We start from the raw sequence: 16,265 nt of genomic DNA on the forward strand, positions 1-16,265 counted from the left end.
CAAAAAATATCTTAATACAAATTAATTCTCCTTAATAATTTTAATTCTTTGAAAATATTAATAAAATAATTATTCGTATTGTGAGTAGGGAAATGGTTAACAGCATGATTGGTAGTGTGTCATTCATGCCACATGGCTGGGAAAAGCCCTATTTCTCCCCACCCTGAGACATATCGTCAGTTGCCTCTGCTGTTTCAATCAGTAATGTGAGCACCACGACAGGGGCATCCCAGTCGGGCTCAGTCATCAATGCTGGTGATTGAGTGGAGGGGAAAAGGGTAACCGCTAATTGAGATATGCGGTTATTTTGCCCCAAGGGTCTCGAAAATTTTGGAGGTTTCACATGAAGCTCGTAAAGAGCCTTCTCCTCGGTTCAGCAGCTGGTATTGTTGCTGTTGCTGGGGCTTCGGCAGCTGATCTGCCATCCCGTAAGTCTGCTCCGGTAGAATACGTCCGTGTCTGCTCTGAGCATGGCAAGGGCTTCTTCTACGTTCCAGGTTCAGATACATGCATCCAGATCGGTGGTCGTGTTCGCGCTGACACCGTCTACCAGCAGTCCTACAACCGTAATGCTGATTCTGTTGGCTTCGGTGCACAGGCTCGTATCAACCTTGACGTTCGTACAAACACACCTTACGGCATGGTTCGTTCCTACCTCCGCTATGCACTTTCCCGTGGCGATGCTGCTTGGAACACATCCGGTGACTATACATCCGGTACAGGCATTAAGACAGGCGCTGCTCTCGACCTCGCTTACATCCAGTTCGCTGGTCTGACAGCTGGTCGCGTACAGTCCTTCTTCGACTTCTATGCTGATAACTACAACTTCGCAGCTATCCGCACATCAGACGTCAAGACACAGGCTCTTGCTTACACAGCTAACTTCGGTAGCGGCTGGTCTGCAACAATCGCCATTGAAGATGGCGCTGAGCGTCGCATGTATAATGGGTTTGAAGGAACTTCTCTTGGCGGAAGATTCGAATACGATATCCCAGGTTACAGATCAGCTGGCCAGACAATGCCTGACGTTGTTGGTAACATCATGGTCAACCAGAGCTGGGGTGCTGCACAGCTTTCCGGTGCTCTGCATCAGGTTCGCCCTGCTTTTGGCTCCTATGGTGTTGTCACAGATACAGCAAATGATGTTGTTTATAGCGCTGGCTACAATGACCGTAAGACAACATACGGTTACGCAGTTAAAGGTGCTGTAAAGGTCAACCTGCCATTCATCGCTCCTGGCGATGAGTTCTGGGCAGAAGTTGCATATGCTGAAGGTGCTTTGAGCTACATTGGCGCTAGCAACTACGGTTTCCATCAGAACACAAACGTTCCGATGACAGACGCAGTTCTGGATGCTAATGGTAAGATCAAGAAGACCCGTGGTTGGTCTGCAATGATCGACTTCCTGCACTACTGGACACCATCCATCCGTCAGAACGTCTTCGCTTCTTACATGAAGATCGATACTAACCGTGCAGGTTATGACACGTACGATAATGTTAACTACGGTCGTTATAACGTCGGTTTCGTTCCTACTCAGGAATGGCGCGTTGGTACAAACCTGATCTGGTCGCCAATCAAGAACTTCGACATCGGTGTTGAAGTACTTTACACACGCACAGATCCTAAGGGCCGTGTCCTTTCTTACAACAACGGTTATGCCAAGACGATCTCTTCAGAAGATCAGTGGCAGGGTCGTCTGCGCATTCAGCGTGACTTCTAATCTGATTGGGTAACCAATTTGGTTAAAAAGAACCCCGGTGGAAACACCGGGGTTTCTTTGTGTTTGTGGCAATAACAGCCTTGTAATTTAACCGGATTTTACTGACTGTTTTTTCCGGATTGGCCAGGCTTCTGACCAAATAATTTGCGATAGATCATCAGGTTTTCTGATATCCGCTGCACGTAATGCCTTGTTTCATAGAATGGAATACGCTCAATCCAGTCTACCTCATCCACATCCTGTAATCGTGGATCACCATGGGCAGTGAGCCATTTTTTGACATTCCCGCTTCCGGCATTATATGCCGCAAAAGTCAAAATAATAGAGCCATCCCAAGCTGTGAGCAGATCTCTCAGATGGGCTGCTCCAATCTCAATATTATAAGCCGGATCAGATAACAGCCGTTCAGGCTCGTAGTCTTTCTTCAGACCAGCTGCTGTCAGCTTGGCGGTTCCGGGCATTAATTGCATTAGCCCCAGAGCTCCAGCTCTGGATTTGGCTGAGACATTAAATGCACTTTCCTGATGTGCTATGGCATAAACCAAAGCCTGCTCAACAGATTTTGGACTATCTGAACGTACTGGCAAACCAAAGTCTGGATAGGAACGTGTCTCAAGACTAAGCCCACGCCGGGCGGCGATTTTGGCAATCGCAAGGGCGGCTTGTGTGTTCTTTGTTTCCTCTGCAAGTTCCGCGAGAGCTTCTACAGAGGCCAGATCAGGTAGAATTGCTGCCTGATCTATGAAAAGTTGGGTTGCAACTTCTGTATTTCTGGTTTCGCTGAAAAGTCTGATTGCCTGTATAGCTGGATTCTTTTCGAATAGAGCTAAAGTTTCCTGAGATGATTGCGATTTTGAGGGTAAGTGTAACAAACCATCATTCAATTTGTCAGAGGCAAGCTGCCCATAATATGTGTTCCAGTAATTTGCGGCTTTCTCATATGCTGCAAGGGCTACAGGTGTTTCTTTATTATGTGCTGCAAGTCTGCCCAGCCAGTAGGCAGCCCGTGCCTTCTGGGAAGATGAGGAGGCATTTGTCGCCAGTCTGTCAAAGTGCTGTTTGGCTTCTATTGGATTGTTAAGGAAGCGAAGCGCAATCCAGCCCGCAAGAAAATCTGCATCATTATGATTACAGCCTAGTTTAGATATTTTGGCTGAAGCTGTCTGGAAAGCTTTTTTGAAGTCTTTCTCATCCATCAACTCTCTAATGATAAAGCGCTGCTGACCTTGCCAGTCTCTGCATTCTGTTTCTGATAGTTGTACGCCTGTGCCAAGAGTGGAAAGCTTTTCAAATATAGAACCGGCCAGATCATATTTGCCCTGTTTCCTATAAAGCAGTAACTGGGAATAGAGAACCAAGGGATCTGCCTTATTATCTTTGAGATAGGCATCTATCTGGGTTTGGGCCGTTTTTGCGTTTTGCTCAGCAGCAATACGGATTTTTACAATTGCCTCAAAGGGTGTGCCATTATCATTGGCGGATCTTAGAGCTGCATCCCATTTCTTTCTTTCCAACAGATATGTCAGGCGCGCACGGTGATCCTCTTTTGTCAGGAGATCTGTATAGGCTGTTCTCAATCTCTGTTCGGTTGTCGGGAGCAGAAGTTCTTTACGCCATATTGGTCTGATAAGATCAGCAGCTTTATCTTTATGGCCTTCATTTAAAAGGATGCTGGCCCAATAGATTTTGCCTGTACTTGTGTCTGGATCATTTCCTCTGAAATAATCCTGCTTCAGTGTTTCTGGTAATTTACTGGTTAGTAAAGCGATCTCCTCCCGTCTTTTCATAAGGGGAGAGAGGGGCCAGTCTGGAAACGCATTCCGAAAATCAACAAAGTTTTGATAGAGCGGTGCCGGGCGTTTTCTCAAAACAAGCCATTGATCAAGGGTGCGTCCAATAGGTGTTTGGAGAAGATTACGTGCAAATGTAATTTCAGGGCTCTCAAACGTGCCTACCTCGTATGCCTGATTTAAAAACTGGAGTGTATCTGCGTCTGAGAGCGGCCGTGGTAATGGAATATCCTGATCCAGAGAGGGGATGGCTTGAGGAGGAGGACTGACTCGGGGCGTCTCTGGTTGTGAAGTTGGCCTCTCTTGAGGAGATTCAACAACTGGGATTTCTTTTTCCTGATTAAATCCAGGGAAACTGCCAGTTTTAGAAATCAGGGCATAGATGCTTACACCGCCAAGCGCGATGAGTGCTGCAACTCCCAGATAAGACTTCTTTTGCCAAGCCATAAACTTATCAAGCCCTTTCAAGTCTGACTTTAAAACTGCTCTGGTAAATTTTACCTCTATGAGGTGTATCTATTGCTGAGAAAAATTGTTCCTGTGACGAAACTGTTCTGGTCTCCCATTGACGAGTAATGTAACTATGTTCATGACACTATTATATGATCAGAATGTCATGAATATGTCTGGTCTTTTGAAGAGAGGATGCAATGATGATGCGTTTGAGAGGCTCTATTACTGCGCTTGTTACGCCGTTTCGTAATGACGTTTTTGATGAAGACGCCTTTCGAAAACTCATCAACTGGCAGATAGAGAATGGAACTCAAGGTTTTGTTCCTGTTGGTACAACGGGCGAGTCGCCGACTGTCAGTCCTAGCGAGCATGAGTATATTGTTGAGGCTTGCGTCAAGGAAACCAATGGTCGGGTTCCTGTAATTGCCGGTGCTGGTTCTAACAGCACTGCGGAGGCGATTGCCTTTTCCAAGCACGCCGAAAAGGTTGGCGCTGATGCTGTCCTGATTGTGACACCTTATTATAACAAGCCAACACAGGAAGGGCTCTATCAGCACTTCAAGGCAATCAATGATGCAATTGGAATTCCGATATTGATCTACAATATCCCCGGACGTTCCATCGTTGATATGTCTGTTGATACAATGGCCCGTTTGTATGAGCTTAAGAATATCGTTGGTGTAAAGGATGCAACGGCAAATCTTGCCCGCGCAAGTTTGCAAAGACAGGTTCTCGGGCACGAGTTTATTCAGCTCTCAGGTGAAGATGCAACAGCGCTTGGCTTCAATGCTCATGGTGGTGTGGGCTGTATTTCTGTGAGCTCGAATGTGGCTCCGCGTTTATGCAGCGACATGCAGAAGGCCAGTCTTGAGGGGGATTTTGCCAAAGCTTTGGAAATTCATGATCGCCTGATGCCTTTGCATACACATCTGTTCGTGGAAACAAGTCCGGCGCCTGTTAAATTTGCTATGGCAGAGCTTGGGTTGATGACTGAGGAGATCCGCTTACCTATGGTGCCGGTATCAGAAGCAACAAGAAAACTTGTTCGCTCTGCAATGGCCCATGCTGGTATTGCGAAATAAGAGCATTATGAAAAAAGAAGATAAAGGCGGGTATAAGGTTGTCGCTGATAACCGGAAAGCCCGCTACAATTATGAAATAATTGAGAGCTTCGAAGCGGGCATTGCCCTGACGGGGACAGAGGTTAAATCTCTGCGTCAGGGTAAAGCTACGATCGGGGAATCTTATGCTGGCCCTTCGGGGAACGATATCTTCTTGTTCAATGCTAATATTCCTGAATATTTACAGGCAAACCGGTTTAATCATGAGCCACGAAGGCCGCGCCGTCTGTTATTGCATCGCCGTCAGATCAATAAACTGATTGGCGCTGTGCAGCGTGACGGTTTTGCTCTTATTCCATTGAAGGTCTACTTCAATGAGAGGGGGAGGGCAAAAGTTGATATTGGCCTTGGTAAAGGCAAGAAGCTGCATGATAAGAGAGAAACGGAAAAAGAGCGCAGCTGGAACCGGGAAAAAGCGCGGCTTATGCGTGATAAGGGATAAATTTCATATAAAAAAGCCTGCAAAAAATGCAGGCTTTTTGTTAGGAGGTATCTCAATCAGAGATCGTATAAATCTTCTTTAACCGAGCTTTCCTGGCGAATACCATAACGGCGTTCAAGATTGGGTGAAGCAGTCTGTTTTGAAGATTTGCCCTTTTCGCTCTTTCCACTGCCAGTAGGCTGATCCTCGACCACACGTGGCATATCATTGCGGTCATTCATATCCCGACCAATTTTATTGAGGAGGTACGTCAGGTCGACGAACTCGTCAGCTTGGCGGCGCAGCTCATCTGCAATCATAGGTGGCTGTGTTGCAACTGTTGACACTACAGTCACCTTAACGCCCCGACGCTGCACGGCTTCGACAAGTGATCTGAAATCACCATCACCAGAGAACAGAACCATGTGGTCAATAAAAGGAGCAAGCTCAAGCGCATCAATCGCGAGCTCAATATCCATATTACCCTTAACCTTACGGCGGCCTGCAGAATCGACAAATTCCTTTGTAGGCTTGGTTACAACACGATAACCATTGTAATCGAGCCAGTCGACCAGAGGACGGATTGATGAATATTCCTGATCTTCAACGAGTGCAGTATAGTAGAATGCTCGCATAAGCATTCCACGTCCCTGAAACTCTTTTAAAAGTTTTCTATAATCAACATCAAAACCAAGAGATTTTGTTGTTGCATAAAGATTTGCCCCATCAATAAAAAGAGCTATACGCTGCTGACCTGCCATGTTTTTTTCTCATCATTATTTGTTTGGGGTCATAATGCTTATTTCTCAACCTATAGAATTGAGATAAAGCAATAGACCAAGCAATATCTTTTAAATTTGAAAAATTTTTAAGATAATCCATATAATATATATATACGATATAATTAAAAAATGCGAGTTCTGAATTTTAGAATTCAATTTTTTAATTTAATTTGTTCATTTTTGTATCAACATTGCAAGCTTTCACAAGAAAAAATTATTCCTGATATTAAATTTATTTATTAAATATAATAGATAAATATAGTTATTTCTGATCTACATAGCCAGTTATTCGCTCTACACGACTAATAATCCGCTTTGCGCGTAGCTCAGAGATGACTGCATTTAAATGCTTGAGATCCCATACGCCAAGGTCAATGGTTACATCTGTGAAGTCATTCGTGCGTCTTTTCATCGCAACGCTGTCAATATTTCCGTCATGATCAGCAATGACCTGTGCAATCTGGGCAAGAGAGCCGGGTTCATTGAGCGACTGAAGCTTTAGACGTGCAGGAAAACGTGCCCGGTTATCTGAGTCTATATCCCAGCGAACATCAATCCAGCGATCTGGCTCATTGTCAAAGGCAGCAAGGGCAGGGGATTGAATAGGGTAGATGATAACGCCTTCACCTGGTGATAAGATGCCAACAATACGATCTCCCGGTATGGCCCCGCCTGGTCCTGCAAATCTGACAGGAATGTCGCGATTGAGGCCACGGATCGGGATGGCACCGGCGCCTGCATCACCATCAAAGGTCGGGATATCAACCTTAACAACATGGTCACTTGCCAGATTGAGCAGGATACTGCCTTTTCCGTCACCATTTGCTTTGTTGCCATCCTTATAATCAGGATAGACAGCCCGCACGACATCGCCAGAGAACATTTCTCCACGACCAACAGCGGTGAGCACATCCGCGATGGAAGAGCGTGCGAGGCGCGGAAGGGCTGCCGTCAGCTTTTCGTCTGAGAAAGCTTTTTCTGCACGTTCAAATGCACGTTCAAGAATTTGTCTGCCAAGCCCTGCATATTGACGCCGTGCGGCAGCACGTGTTGCCCTGCGAATAGCTGCGCGGGCCTTTCCAGTGACGACAAGAGCTTCCCAGGCTGCAGGCGGTGTCTGCCCTTCAGACAGAACAATCTCGACTTCATCACCATTTTGCAGCTCAGTTAGAAGCGGGGCCATGGAGTGATTGACTTTACACCCAACAGCCGTGTTTCCGACATCGGTGTGAACCGCATAGGCAAAATCAATGGGCGTTGCCCCTTTGGGGAGCGCAATAAGGCGTCCTTTTGGGGTAAAGCAGAAAACCTGATCCTGAAAGAGTTCAAGCTTGGTATGTTCGAGGAACTCATCCGGGTTTTCATTCTCGGCCAGAAGATCAATCGTTTTTCGAAGCCAGCGGTAGGATGAGCTTTCAGTTGTCAGATAATCTTTATCATTGACGCCTTCTTTATAGAGGGCGTGTGCTGCGATACCGAATTCAGCGATTTCATCCATCGCTTTGGTTCTGATCTGCAATTCAATACGTTGGCGCCGTGGCCCGATCACAGTTGTATGGATTGAACGGTAATCGTTTTGTTTGGGCGTTGAAATGTAGTCTTTGTAGCGCCCGGGAACCATTGGCCATGTTGTATGCACGATCCCAAGAGCACGATAGCATTCGTCAATCTTCTCAACGATAATTCTAAAGCCATAAATATCTGACAGCTGCTCAAAGGAAACCGAGCGCTGTTCCATCTTGCGCCAGATGGAATAAGGGCGTTTTCTCCGTCCGTAGACCTTGGAATTAATCCCTGTTGCATCAAGCTTCTCAGTGAGCTCCTGAACAATTTGTTCAATCAGGAGTTCATTCTTCATCGTCAGGTCTGCAAGATGCTTATTGATCGTGGAATAGGCTTTTTCGTTAATATGCTGGAATGAAAGCTCTTCCAGCTCTTCTCGCATTTCCTGAATACCCATACGTCCGGCAAGTGGCGCATAAATATCCAGTGTTTCCTGAGCAATCCGGACGCGCTTGTCTGGGCGCATGAATGAAAGCGTCCGCATGTTGTGCAGACGATCTGCCAGTTTGACGAGCAGGACACGAACATCTTCTGCGATAGCCAGCAGAAGCTTACGAAAATTCTCACCCTGCGCGGCCTCCTTGGAGACAAGGTCAAGACGCTTGATTTTTGTCAGGCCGTCAACAAGTGCCCCGATCTGGGGTCCAAAGGATTGGTTAATCTCTTCAAGGGTCGCGTCGGTATCTTCAACCGTATCATGAAGGACGGCGGCAACAATCGTTGCATCATCCAGCTTCATGTCTGTCAGGATGGCGGCAACCTCGAGAGGGTGGGAGAAGAACAGGTCACCGGAAGCGCGCTTCTGGTTGCCATGTTTCATCATGGCATAGACATAGGCGCGATTCAGTAATCCCTCGTCAGTTTTTGGGTTGTATCTTTTTACCCTCTCAACGAGTTCATACTGGCGTATCATTCAGTCAATTCTCCCATATCGGGCAGCAGGTTAACAATGCAATCTTAAAGAAGTCTGAGCATCCTTGCCTTCGACCTTAAGTATATGTCTTTTCACGACATAAAAAAACCCGGCAGAGCCGGGCTTTTTAAAATTCAGATTATATCAGTCGTCGTCATCGCTATGGGATGGCGGAACGAGGCCCTCAAGACCACGGAGGAGGTCTTCCTCGCTCATGCGGTCAAACTGGACTTCAGAATCGTCGGAAGAAGACGGAGCCATAGCTGTATTGCCAATCAATGGAACCGTTTCTGCTTCTGGCTCATCAACCTCAACATATTTCTGCAGAGAGTGGATCAGCTGTTCACGCAGATCTTCAGGCGGAATTGTTTCATCTGCAATTTCGCGAAGAGCGACAACAGGGTTTTTATCGCGGTCGCGATCAACAGTCAGGGGTGAGCCAGATGAGATAAGACGTGCGCGATGGCTGGCAAGTAGTACCAGTTCAAAACGGTTGTCGACCTTATCGATACAATCTTCGACGGTCACACGAGCCATGGAAGGCTGCCTTTCAGTTACCAGAATTCATGATGAAGGTACTCTCTACACTAAAACCGACAATGAAAACAAGGGGGAAGATGAAACTGTGTGAGCAAAATAAAAAATATGGATTATTCCGGTGTTTTGAAGGGCGGTTTTGTGAGAAAACAAGGCTTCAGGCTTGACATTGGACTATCTCTGGTGCGAGTCCGTCTGCTTAAAGAATAGCTGATCTGGTCAAGCTGGCCTGTAAGCTGTGGTTTTCATTTATCCAGAAAGGCAGCTGAGACAGGCTGATTTCGTAAGGGGTTGATTATGACGCGTGCTTTTATTTTTCCCGGTCAGGGCAGCCAGTCAGTCGGTATGGGAAAAGCATTGGCAGAGAATTTTCCTCAGGCACGTGCTGTTTTTGAGGAAGTCGATGATGCTCTCTCTCAAAAGCTTTCGGCTTTGATGTGGGATGGCCCGCTTGATGAGCTGACAATGACTGCCAATACGCAGCCGGCATTGATGGCTGTCAGTCTTGCTGCAATGAAAGTTCTTGAGGCAGAAGCAGGTCTTGATTTGGCTCAGCATGCAAAGTTTGTTGCAGGCCACTCTCTTGGAGAATATTCCGCTCTTGCTGCTGCAGGTTCTCTGACCATCGCAGATACAGCCCGCCTCTTACGTATTCGCGGTAATGCAATGCAGAGTGCCGTTCCTGTCGGGCAGGGGGCTATGGCGGCTCTGCTTGGGCTGGAATACGATGAAGCTGCTAAAGTTGCCGCTGATGCTGCTCAGGGCGAGGTCTGTGATGCCGCTAATGATAATGGCGGTGGGCAGGTTGTTGTTTCAGGAACAAAAGCTGCTGTTGAACGGGCTATCGAGATTGCTCAGGAGCGTGGTGCAAAGCGAGCAATTATGCTGGCTGTTTCTGCTCCATTCCACAGTGCCCTGATGGCGCCAGCGGCAGAAGTCATGCGCGAAGCACTGGCTGGTGCTGCTCTGAATGCACCGGTTGTCCCGGTTATTACGAACGTTGAAGCCAAGCCTGTTTCTGATCCGGAACAGATTCGCGAAGGGCTGGTTCGTCAGGTCACGGGTACGGTTCGCTGGCGCGAAAGTCTTCTTAAAGCAGCAGATGAAGGCGTTGAATCATTTTATGAAGTTGGCTCCGGTAAGGTCCTGACAGGACTCGTAAAACGCATTGCCTCCGGCACGACCGGAACGGCAATCGGAACACCGGAAGATGTTGCTGCATTTGTAGCAGCTTTCAAGGGATAAGGATTTTTCTATGTTCAACCTTAATGGTCGTAAAGCACTGGTGACGGGTGCAACAGGTGGCATTGGCGGTGAAATCGCCAAGGCTCTGCACGCCCAGGGAGCCATCGTTGCCCTTTCGGGGACACGTCGTCCCGCACTTGAAGAGCTGGCAGCGTCACTTGGTGAGCGTGTTCATATTATTGAGGCAAACCTCTCTGATAAGGATTCTGTCGAAGGGCTTGTGCCTGCCGCTGAAAGTGCGATGGAAGGGCTTGATATTCTCGTCAATAATGCCGGCATCACACGCGATGGCCTGTTCATGCGTATGAAGGACGAGGACTGGGAAGATGTTATCAATGTCAATCTGACATCCGCTTTCCGTCTTTCCCGTGCCGCCGTTAAGGGCATGATGAAGCGCCGTTCAGGCCGCATCGTCAATATTGGTTCAATTGTTGGCTCCACAGGTAATCCTGGGCAGGGGAACTATGCTGCTTCCAAGGCGGGATTGATTGGTATGACCAAGGCTCTTGCTGCTGAAGTTGCAAGCCGTGGCATTACGGTCAATTGCGTAGCTCCCGGCTTTATTGCATCGCCAATGACTGATGTTCTGAATGATAAACAGAAAGAATCCATTCTTTCCACAATTCCGATGGGACGTCTGGGAAGTGGTTCCGAGATCGCTTCTGCGGTCGTTTATCTGTCATCTGACGAAGCTGCTTACATGACTGGACAGACCCTGCATGTAAACGGTGGTATGGCAATGTTCTAAATGGGTTAGTTCTGTTTGTAGAATCTGTTGGTGAATGATTATTCACTCTACCAAATGCTTTAGGGCTTGTGTTAAACAGCTGGATAAATTACAGGCAGAATAACCTGATACGAAAATAACAGTTTCTTCTCGACCCTAGTCCGTGTATGTGGTAGCGGGTTTTTGAAACTGTTTGTTAACCCAAGTGCCATTGATGGTGAGAAGCCATTAATGGAAGTTTTGAACGAAATAAGGATTTAGACCGATGAGTGATGTCGCCGAGCGCGTTAAAAAGATCGTTGTCGAGCATCTGAGCGTTGAGGCCGATAAGGTCACCGAAAACGCCAACTTTATTGATGATCTGGGCGCAGACAGCCTGGATATCGTTGAGCTCGTCATGGCTTTCGAAGAAGAATTCAACGTTGAGATTCCAGATGATGCCGCTGAGACGATTGTTACCGTCGGCGATGCCATCAAGTTCCTTGAAAAGAACGCAGCCTAATATTAGGTTTTTACGCCGGATAGCTCTACTATCCGGCGTAATTGTATCTTGAGTCCGGTTGGGACGTATTTGAGCAGGGGTGAACATGCGGCGAGTTGTCGTTACGGGCCTCGGCATGGTGACACCGCTAGGGTGTGGTGTTGAGCCGACCTGGAAAAACATTTTGGATGGTCGCAGTGGCGCCGCCACAATTTCGGCTTTCGATGTTTCTGATCTGGCTTGCAGAATAGCTTGCTCCATTCCTCTGGGAGATGGCAGCAACGCAACATTCAATCCTGATGATTGGATGGAACCAAAAGAACAGCGCAAGGTTGATCCCTTTATTGTTTATGCAATGGCTGCTGCAACGCAGGCCCTGCGTGATTCTGGGTGGGAACCAAAAACCTACGAAGAACAATGCGCAACCGGTGTGATGATCGGCTCTGGTATTGGTGGCATTGGTGGTATTCACGATGCATCCATTACCCTGCATGAGCGTGGCCCCCGCCGCATTTCTCCTTTCTTTATTCCCGGACGTCTGATCAATCTGGCTTCAGGTTACGTTTCGATTGAACATGGCCTCAAAGGCCCGAACCATTCGGTTGTGACGGCCTGCTCTACGGGTACGCATGCAATTGGCGATGCTGCCCGTCTGGTTGCTCTGGGTGATGCTGATGTCATGGTTGCAGGCGGAACAGAATCGCCAATCAACCGGATTTCGCTTGCAGGCTTTGCAGCCTGCCGCGCACTTTCAACAGAATATAACGATGATCCGACGCGGGCTTCCCGTCCATATGACAAGGGTCGTGACGGTTTTGTGATGGGTGAGGGTGCCGGGGTCGTCATCCTCGAAGAATATGAGCATGCAAAAGCACGTGGTGCCAAGATTTATGCTGAAGTCATCGGTTATGGCCTATCGGGTGATGCCTATCACATCACATCGCCATCAGAGGATGGTGATGGTGCCTATCGCTGTATGGCAGCTGCAATCAAGCGTGCAGGTATCTCACCTTCTCAAATTGACTATGTGAATGCCCATGGCACATCCACGCCATTGGGTGATGAGATTGAGCTTCGTGCTGTTGAACGTCTGATGGGCGATGCAGCCAAAGGCTTGTCCATGTCATCAACCAAGTCATCCATTGGCCACCTTCTTGGTGCTGCGGGTGCTGTGGAAGCAATTTTCTCGATTCTTGCTCTTCGTGATCAGATCATTCCACCGACACTCAACCTTGATAATCCATCTGTTGAGACAGAGATTGATCTTGTGCCGCATAAGGCAAAAGAGAAGAAGCTGGATATTGTTGTTTCCAACTCATTCGGCTTTGGAGGTACCAACGCATCGATTGTTATGCGTCGTGCTTCCTGATAGGCATAAATAATTCTGGAAAGGGGGCTGTTCTGGCCCCTTTTCTGCTTTTTGCCACATTTTTTGCTGAAGTAATGTGCAATATGTTTAAGGTGTCTGGTTCTAAGATCAGGCCTGCATACCCGTATTATTTCTGGAAACATGAACCGATAAAGGGGTCGTATGTTTTTTCGTAAAAAGAAGAACGAACAGGTTCAGTCCGAAACGCCAACGGTTGCAGATGTTTCTCAGCCGCGTGTTGATGCTAAATCACCAAGTGAAGCGATAAAACCTGTCATGACACCACTTCCTCCACCGGAGATTGAGGTTCGCAGACATGGTAGTGGCTTTGTTCATCGGCTGAGCTCACTTTTAACGATGCTGATTGTTATCGGTGGTCTGGCCTTTTTCGGGCTTATGGTTGCTGAAAACCGTATTGATGCACCCGGGCCTCTGGAAAATGGCAAGATTGTTGTTATTCCCAAAAATACGGGAATTAGCGAGATTGCAGCTATCCTTGCGCGTGAAGGCGTTATCAGCAGTACAAGCCTGTTTCAGGCGGCAGTCTGGTTTGGAAAGAACAAAGGAACACTGAAAGCCGGTGAATTCCAGTTTAAAGCCAATACCAGCATCTCTGAAGCCATTGACACGCTGATCCAGGGTAAATCCATTCTGCACACGATTACCGTTCCTGAGGGCCTCACAAGCGATCAGATCGTTGCACGTTTGATGGAAAACGATATTCTGACAGGCGAGATTGAAGAACTGCCTCCTGAAGGTAGTCTGCTGCCAGATACCTATAAGTTCTCCCGCAGTGAAACACGTCAGCAAATACTCAACCGTATGCAGGCTGCCCAGAAGCAGGCCCTTGCCCAGATATGGTCTCGTAAATCAGCCGATATTCCGCTCCGTTCACCTAAAGAGCTGGTTATTCTTGCTTCTATCGTTGAGAAAGAAACAGGACGTGCAGATGAGCGTAGTCGTGTTGCTGCTGTTTTCATCAATCGCCTGAACAAGGGCATGAAGCTGCAATCTGACCCGACAATCGTTTACGGCCTTGTTGGTGGTAAAGGGACGCTTGGCAGAGGCATTAAACGTTCTGAAATCGATCGTGCAACGCCTTATAATACCTATGTGATTGAAGGTTTGCCACCTGGACCGATTGCCAATCCGGGCCGTGCGGCCATGGAGGCAGTCGCAAACCCGTCACGCACAAAGGATCTCTTCTTTGTTGCAGACGGAACGGGTGGGCATACATTCTCCGAAACATATGATCAGCATACACGTAGTGTTCAGCGCTGGAGACAGATTGAGAAAGCCAAATCTGCCAAGGAAGAGCAGGAAGATATGGTTGATCGGCTTGATCCGGAAAGTGAAGAGCAGCAAACTCAGCCAGCACAGGGCACCACAACCGCCCCACGTGCCAAGGGATTTGATGCCAGTGAGGGAACAGATAAAGACCCTCTGAAGAACAATACGTACGATTTGAACAGCATACAGGTCGTTCCTGACAATATGAAGTTGCAATAAATCGTTTTGCTTAGGATATAGCTATATAGGAATCTTTTCGGAGACACTGTGAGGTTCTTTGCAGTGTCTCCTGTTTTATTATAGCCGAGGAGGTTAACATGCCCATTACCAGCATGACAGGTTTTGCCCGTGAAGCTGGGGTCAGCGGACCATATCAATGGGCCTGGGAGCTGAAAAGCGTCAACGGCCGAAGCCTTGAAACACGTTTTCGTACACCTCCGGGATATGAAAGTCTGGGAGAAGAGGGACGTAAGACAATCCAGTCTGCGCTTTCCCGCGGGCAGTGCCAGCTCAATCTGTCTTTAAGCCGTACCTCTGCGCCACCCGCCATCAAGATCAATGATGACATTTTACAGTCGCTTTTGGATGCTCTGGGCAAACTGAAGCTGCCAAATGGTGTTGGCCCTGCGACACTTGATGGTCTTTTATCTGTTCGCGGTGTTATTGATTTTGAAGAGCCTCAGGATGAAAATGTTGAAGAAACTCTCCAGCAGGATCTGAAGAATGGTCTGGTTCGGTTGGTTGAGGCGCTGGTTGAAGCCCGTATGGGTGAAGGGGCTGCACTTCTGACAGTCCTGAAAGGGCAGCTCGGTAGCATTGCGGATTTGATCGGGCAGGCGGAAGCGGCACCCGGCCGCCAGCCTCAGGTGATTATGGAGCGTCTCAAGGCACAGATTGATCAGCTTCTCGAAGCACGGAACAATCTGGATGAAAACCGGCTTTATCAAGAAGCATTGATTATGGCCTCAAAGGCCGATGTGCGTGAAGAGCTGGACCGGCTCAAGGCTCATGTTGAGGCCGCCCATACCCTGCTTGATCAAGGCGGTGCGATTGGCCGTAAGCTTGATTTTCTGGCACAGGAATTTGGCCGTGAAGCCAATACATTATGTGCCAAGGCAAATGATATTGCGCTTTCCCGGATTGGTCTTGAATTGAAAGCTGTCGTTGAACAGTTCCGTGAACAAGTACAGAATGTGGAGTAAAAAATGAGTACGGCGTCCTTTAATAGAAGAGGTCTTCTTCTTATCCTGTCCTCACCTTCGGGGGCTGGGAAATCGACGCTGACACAATTGCTTGTGCGGGATGATCCGAAGCTGAAACTGTCAATTTCTGTGACGACACGTGAAAAGCGCGGTTCTGAGGTCAATGGTGTCCATTACCACTTCATCTCAGAAACAGAATTTATTCAGATGCGGAACCGTGATGAGCTGCTTGAATGGGCTCAGGTGCATTCCAATTTTTATGGTACGCCACTGAAACCGGTTGAGGATGTTCTTGCTAGTGGCAATGACATGATGTTCGATATTGATTGGCAGGGATCTCAGCAGATCGTTGAGAAAATACCTGAAGATGTCGTCAGTATCTTCCTTCTGCCGCCCTCTATGGTGGAGCTGAAACAGCGGCTGGAGCGCCGTGCTGAGGATAAGGCGGATGTCATTGCACGCCGCCTTAAGAATGCCCGTGAAGAGATCGCCCACTGGGAAAACTATGATTACGTTCTGGTAAACCGCGATCTGGATGAAACTTATAAGCAGTTACGTACAATCATCCAGGTAGAACGCATGCGCCGTAGCAGGCAGAATGGGCTACCTGCCTTTATTAATGAGCTTTTGAAATAGTCTCTTGGAGAC

Annotated in this window: 14 protein-coding genes; 10 read left to right on the plus strand and 4 right to left on the minus strand. The window is 47.8% G+C overall.

Annotated features, from left to right (window positions below; all coding sequences use genetic code 11):
• The first annotated feature begins 343 nt into the window (after window positions 1–343).
• Window positions 344–1,723 carry a porin gene (locus tag WJT86_RS05495; protein WP_346336522.1) on the plus strand — a complete coding sequence of 460 codons (1,380 nt, stop codon included), beginning with the start codon at window positions 344–346 and terminating at the stop codon, window positions 1,721–1,723.
• 98 nt (window positions 1,724–1,821) lie between these two features.
• Here WJT86_RS05495 and WJT86_RS05500 read toward each other — a convergent pair whose 3' ends face one another.
• A complete protein-coding gene (locus WJT86_RS05500) occupies window positions 1,822–3,960 on the minus strand; it encodes a transglycosylase SLT domain-containing protein (RefSeq protein ID WP_346336523.1) in 2,139 nt (712 codons plus the stop codon).
• 206 nt (window positions 3,961–4,166) lie between these two features.
• On the opposite strand from WJT86_RS05500, the gene dapA reads away from it, so the two are divergent.
• Both dapA and smpB read left to right on the plus strand, forming a co-directional pair.
• Window positions 4,167–5,048, plus strand: a complete 882-nt coding sequence (dapA, locus tag WJT86_RS05505; protein ID WP_346336524.1) for a 4-hydroxy-tetrahydrodipicolinate synthase — start codon at window positions 4,167–4,169, stop codon at window positions 5,046–5,048.
• A 7-nt stretch (window positions 5,049–5,055) separates the two neighbouring features.
• Complete coding sequence (smpB, locus tag WJT86_RS05510) at window positions 5,056–5,529, plus strand: SsrA-binding protein SmpB (RefSeq protein WP_346336525.1); 474 nt, start codon at window positions 5,056–5,058, stop codon at window positions 5,527–5,529.
• Window positions 5,530–5,585: 56 nt separating this feature from the next.
• Here the strand turns inward: smpB and WJT86_RS05515 are convergent, their stop codons facing one another.
• The 3 genes from WJT86_RS05515 to rpoZ form a co-directional block, all read right to left on the minus strand.
• The gene (locus WJT86_RS05515) at window positions 5,586–6,269 is read right to left on the minus strand and encodes a LabA-like NYN domain-containing protein (RefSeq protein WP_346336526.1); all 684 of its coding nucleotides are present in this window, start codon (window positions 6,267–6,269) and stop codon (window positions 5,586–5,588) included.
• 283 nt (window positions 6,270–6,552) lie between these two features.
• The gene (locus WJT86_RS05520; RefSeq protein WP_346336527.1) at window positions 6,553–8,766 is read right to left on the minus strand and encodes a RelA/SpoT family protein; all 2,214 of its coding nucleotides are present in this window, start codon (window positions 8,764–8,766) and stop codon (window positions 6,553–6,555) included.
• Between the two features lie 144 nt (window positions 8,767–8,910).
• Entirely contained in the window at window positions 8,911–9,303 is a 393-nt protein-coding gene (gene rpoZ, locus WJT86_RS05525; protein WP_346336528.1) for a DNA-directed RNA polymerase subunit omega, read from the minus strand.
• A gap of 297 nt (window positions 9,304–9,600) precedes the next feature.
• Between rpoZ and fabD the strand changes: the two genes are divergently transcribed.
• From fabD to gmk, 7 genes are all read left to right on the plus strand, one after another.
• Complete coding sequence (gene fabD, locus WJT86_RS05530) at window positions 9,601–10,548, plus strand: ACP S-malonyltransferase (protein ID WP_346336529.1); 948 nt, start codon at window positions 9,601–9,603, stop codon at window positions 10,546–10,548.
• A 10-nt stretch (window positions 10,549–10,558) separates the two neighbouring features.
• On the plus strand, window positions 10,559–11,296 hold the full coding sequence (gene fabG / locus WJT86_RS05535; RefSeq protein ID WP_346336530.1) for a 3-oxoacyl-[acyl-carrier-protein] reductase: 738 nt from the start codon (window positions 10,559–10,561) through the stop codon (window positions 11,294–11,296).
• Between the two features lie 244 nt (window positions 11,297–11,540).
• Window positions 11,541–11,777 carry an acyl carrier protein gene (locus WJT86_RS05540; RefSeq protein WP_346336531.1) on the plus strand — a complete coding sequence of 79 codons (237 nt, stop codon included), beginning with the start codon at window positions 11,541–11,543 and terminating at the stop codon, window positions 11,775–11,777.
• An 85-nt stretch (window positions 11,778–11,862) separates the two neighbouring features.
• Complete coding sequence (gene fabF, locus WJT86_RS05545) at window positions 11,863–13,125, plus strand: beta-ketoacyl-ACP synthase II (RefSeq protein ID WP_346336532.1); 1,263 nt, start codon at window positions 11,863–11,865, stop codon at window positions 13,123–13,125.
• 162 nt (window positions 13,126–13,287) lie between these two features.
• Window positions 13,288–14,634, plus strand: coding sequence for an endolytic transglycosylase MltG (mltG, locus tag WJT86_RS05550; protein ID WP_346336533.1), 1,347 nt, complete (start codon window positions 13,288–13,290; stop codon window positions 14,632–14,634).
• Between the two features lie 98 nt (window positions 14,635–14,732).
• Window positions 14,733–15,617: a YicC/YloC family endoribonuclease gene (locus tag WJT86_RS05555; RefSeq protein ID WP_346336534.1), complete on the plus strand. Its 885-nt coding sequence runs from the start codon at window positions 14,733–14,735 to the stop codon at window positions 15,615–15,617.
• Between the two features lie 3 nt (window positions 15,618–15,620).
• Entirely contained in the window at window positions 15,621–16,253 is a 633-nt protein-coding gene (gene gmk / locus WJT86_RS05560; protein WP_346336535.1) for a guanylate kinase, read from the plus strand.
• The last annotated feature ends 12 nt before the right edge of the window (window positions 16,254–16,265 follow it).

This window comes from Hohaiivirga grylli, assembly GCF_039655745.1.
Taxonomy (GTDB): Bacteria; Pseudomonadota; Alphaproteobacteria; order Rhizobiales; family Beijerinckiaceae; genus Hohaiivirga; species Hohaiivirga grylli.

Coding starts and splice junctions, on each gene's coding strand:
- WJT86_RS05495 (WP_346336522.1), top strand. CDS start 344: ATGAAGCTCGTAAAGAGCCTTCTCCTCGGTTCAGCAGCTGGTATTGTT.
- WJT86_RS05500 (WP_346336523.1), bottom strand. CDS start 3,960: ATGGCTTGGCAAAAGAAGTCTTATCTGGGAGTTGCAGCACTCATCGCG.
- dapA (WP_346336524.1), top strand. CDS start 4,167: ATGATGCGTTTGAGAGGCTCTATTACTGCGCTTGTTACGCCGTTTCGT.
- smpB (WP_346336525.1), top strand. CDS start 5,056: ATGAAAAAAGAAGATAAAGGCGGGTATAAGGTTGTCGCTGATAACCGG.
- WJT86_RS05515 (WP_346336526.1), bottom strand. CDS start 6,269: ATGGCAGGTCAGCAGCGTATAGCTCTTTTTATTGATGGGGCAAATCTT.
- WJT86_RS05520 (WP_346336527.1), bottom strand. CDS start 8,766: ATGATACGCCAGTATGAACTCGTTGAGAGGGTAAAAAGATACAACCCA.
- rpoZ (WP_346336528.1), bottom strand. CDS start 9,303: ATGGCTCGTGTGACCGTCGAAGATTGTATCGATAAGGTCGACAACCGT.
- fabD (WP_346336529.1), top strand. CDS start 9,601: ATGACGCGTGCTTTTATTTTTCCCGGTCAGGGCAGCCAGTCAGTCGGT.
- fabG (WP_346336530.1), top strand. CDS start 10,559: ATGTTCAACCTTAATGGTCGTAAAGCACTGGTGACGGGTGCAACAGGT.
- WJT86_RS05540 (WP_346336531.1), top strand. CDS start 11,541: ATGAGTGATGTCGCCGAGCGCGTTAAAAAGATCGTTGTCGAGCATCTG.
- fabF (WP_346336532.1), top strand. CDS start 11,863: ATGCGGCGAGTTGTCGTTACGGGCCTCGGCATGGTGACACCGCTAGGG.
- mltG (WP_346336533.1), top strand. CDS start 13,288: ATGTTTTTTCGTAAAAAGAAGAACGAACAGGTTCAGTCCGAAACGCCA.
- WJT86_RS05555 (WP_346336534.1), top strand. CDS start 14,733: ATGCCCATTACCAGCATGACAGGTTTTGCCCGTGAAGCTGGGGTCAGC.
- gmk (WP_346336535.1), top strand. CDS start 15,621: ATGAGTACGGCGTCCTTTAATAGAAGAGGTCTTCTTCTTATCCTGTCC.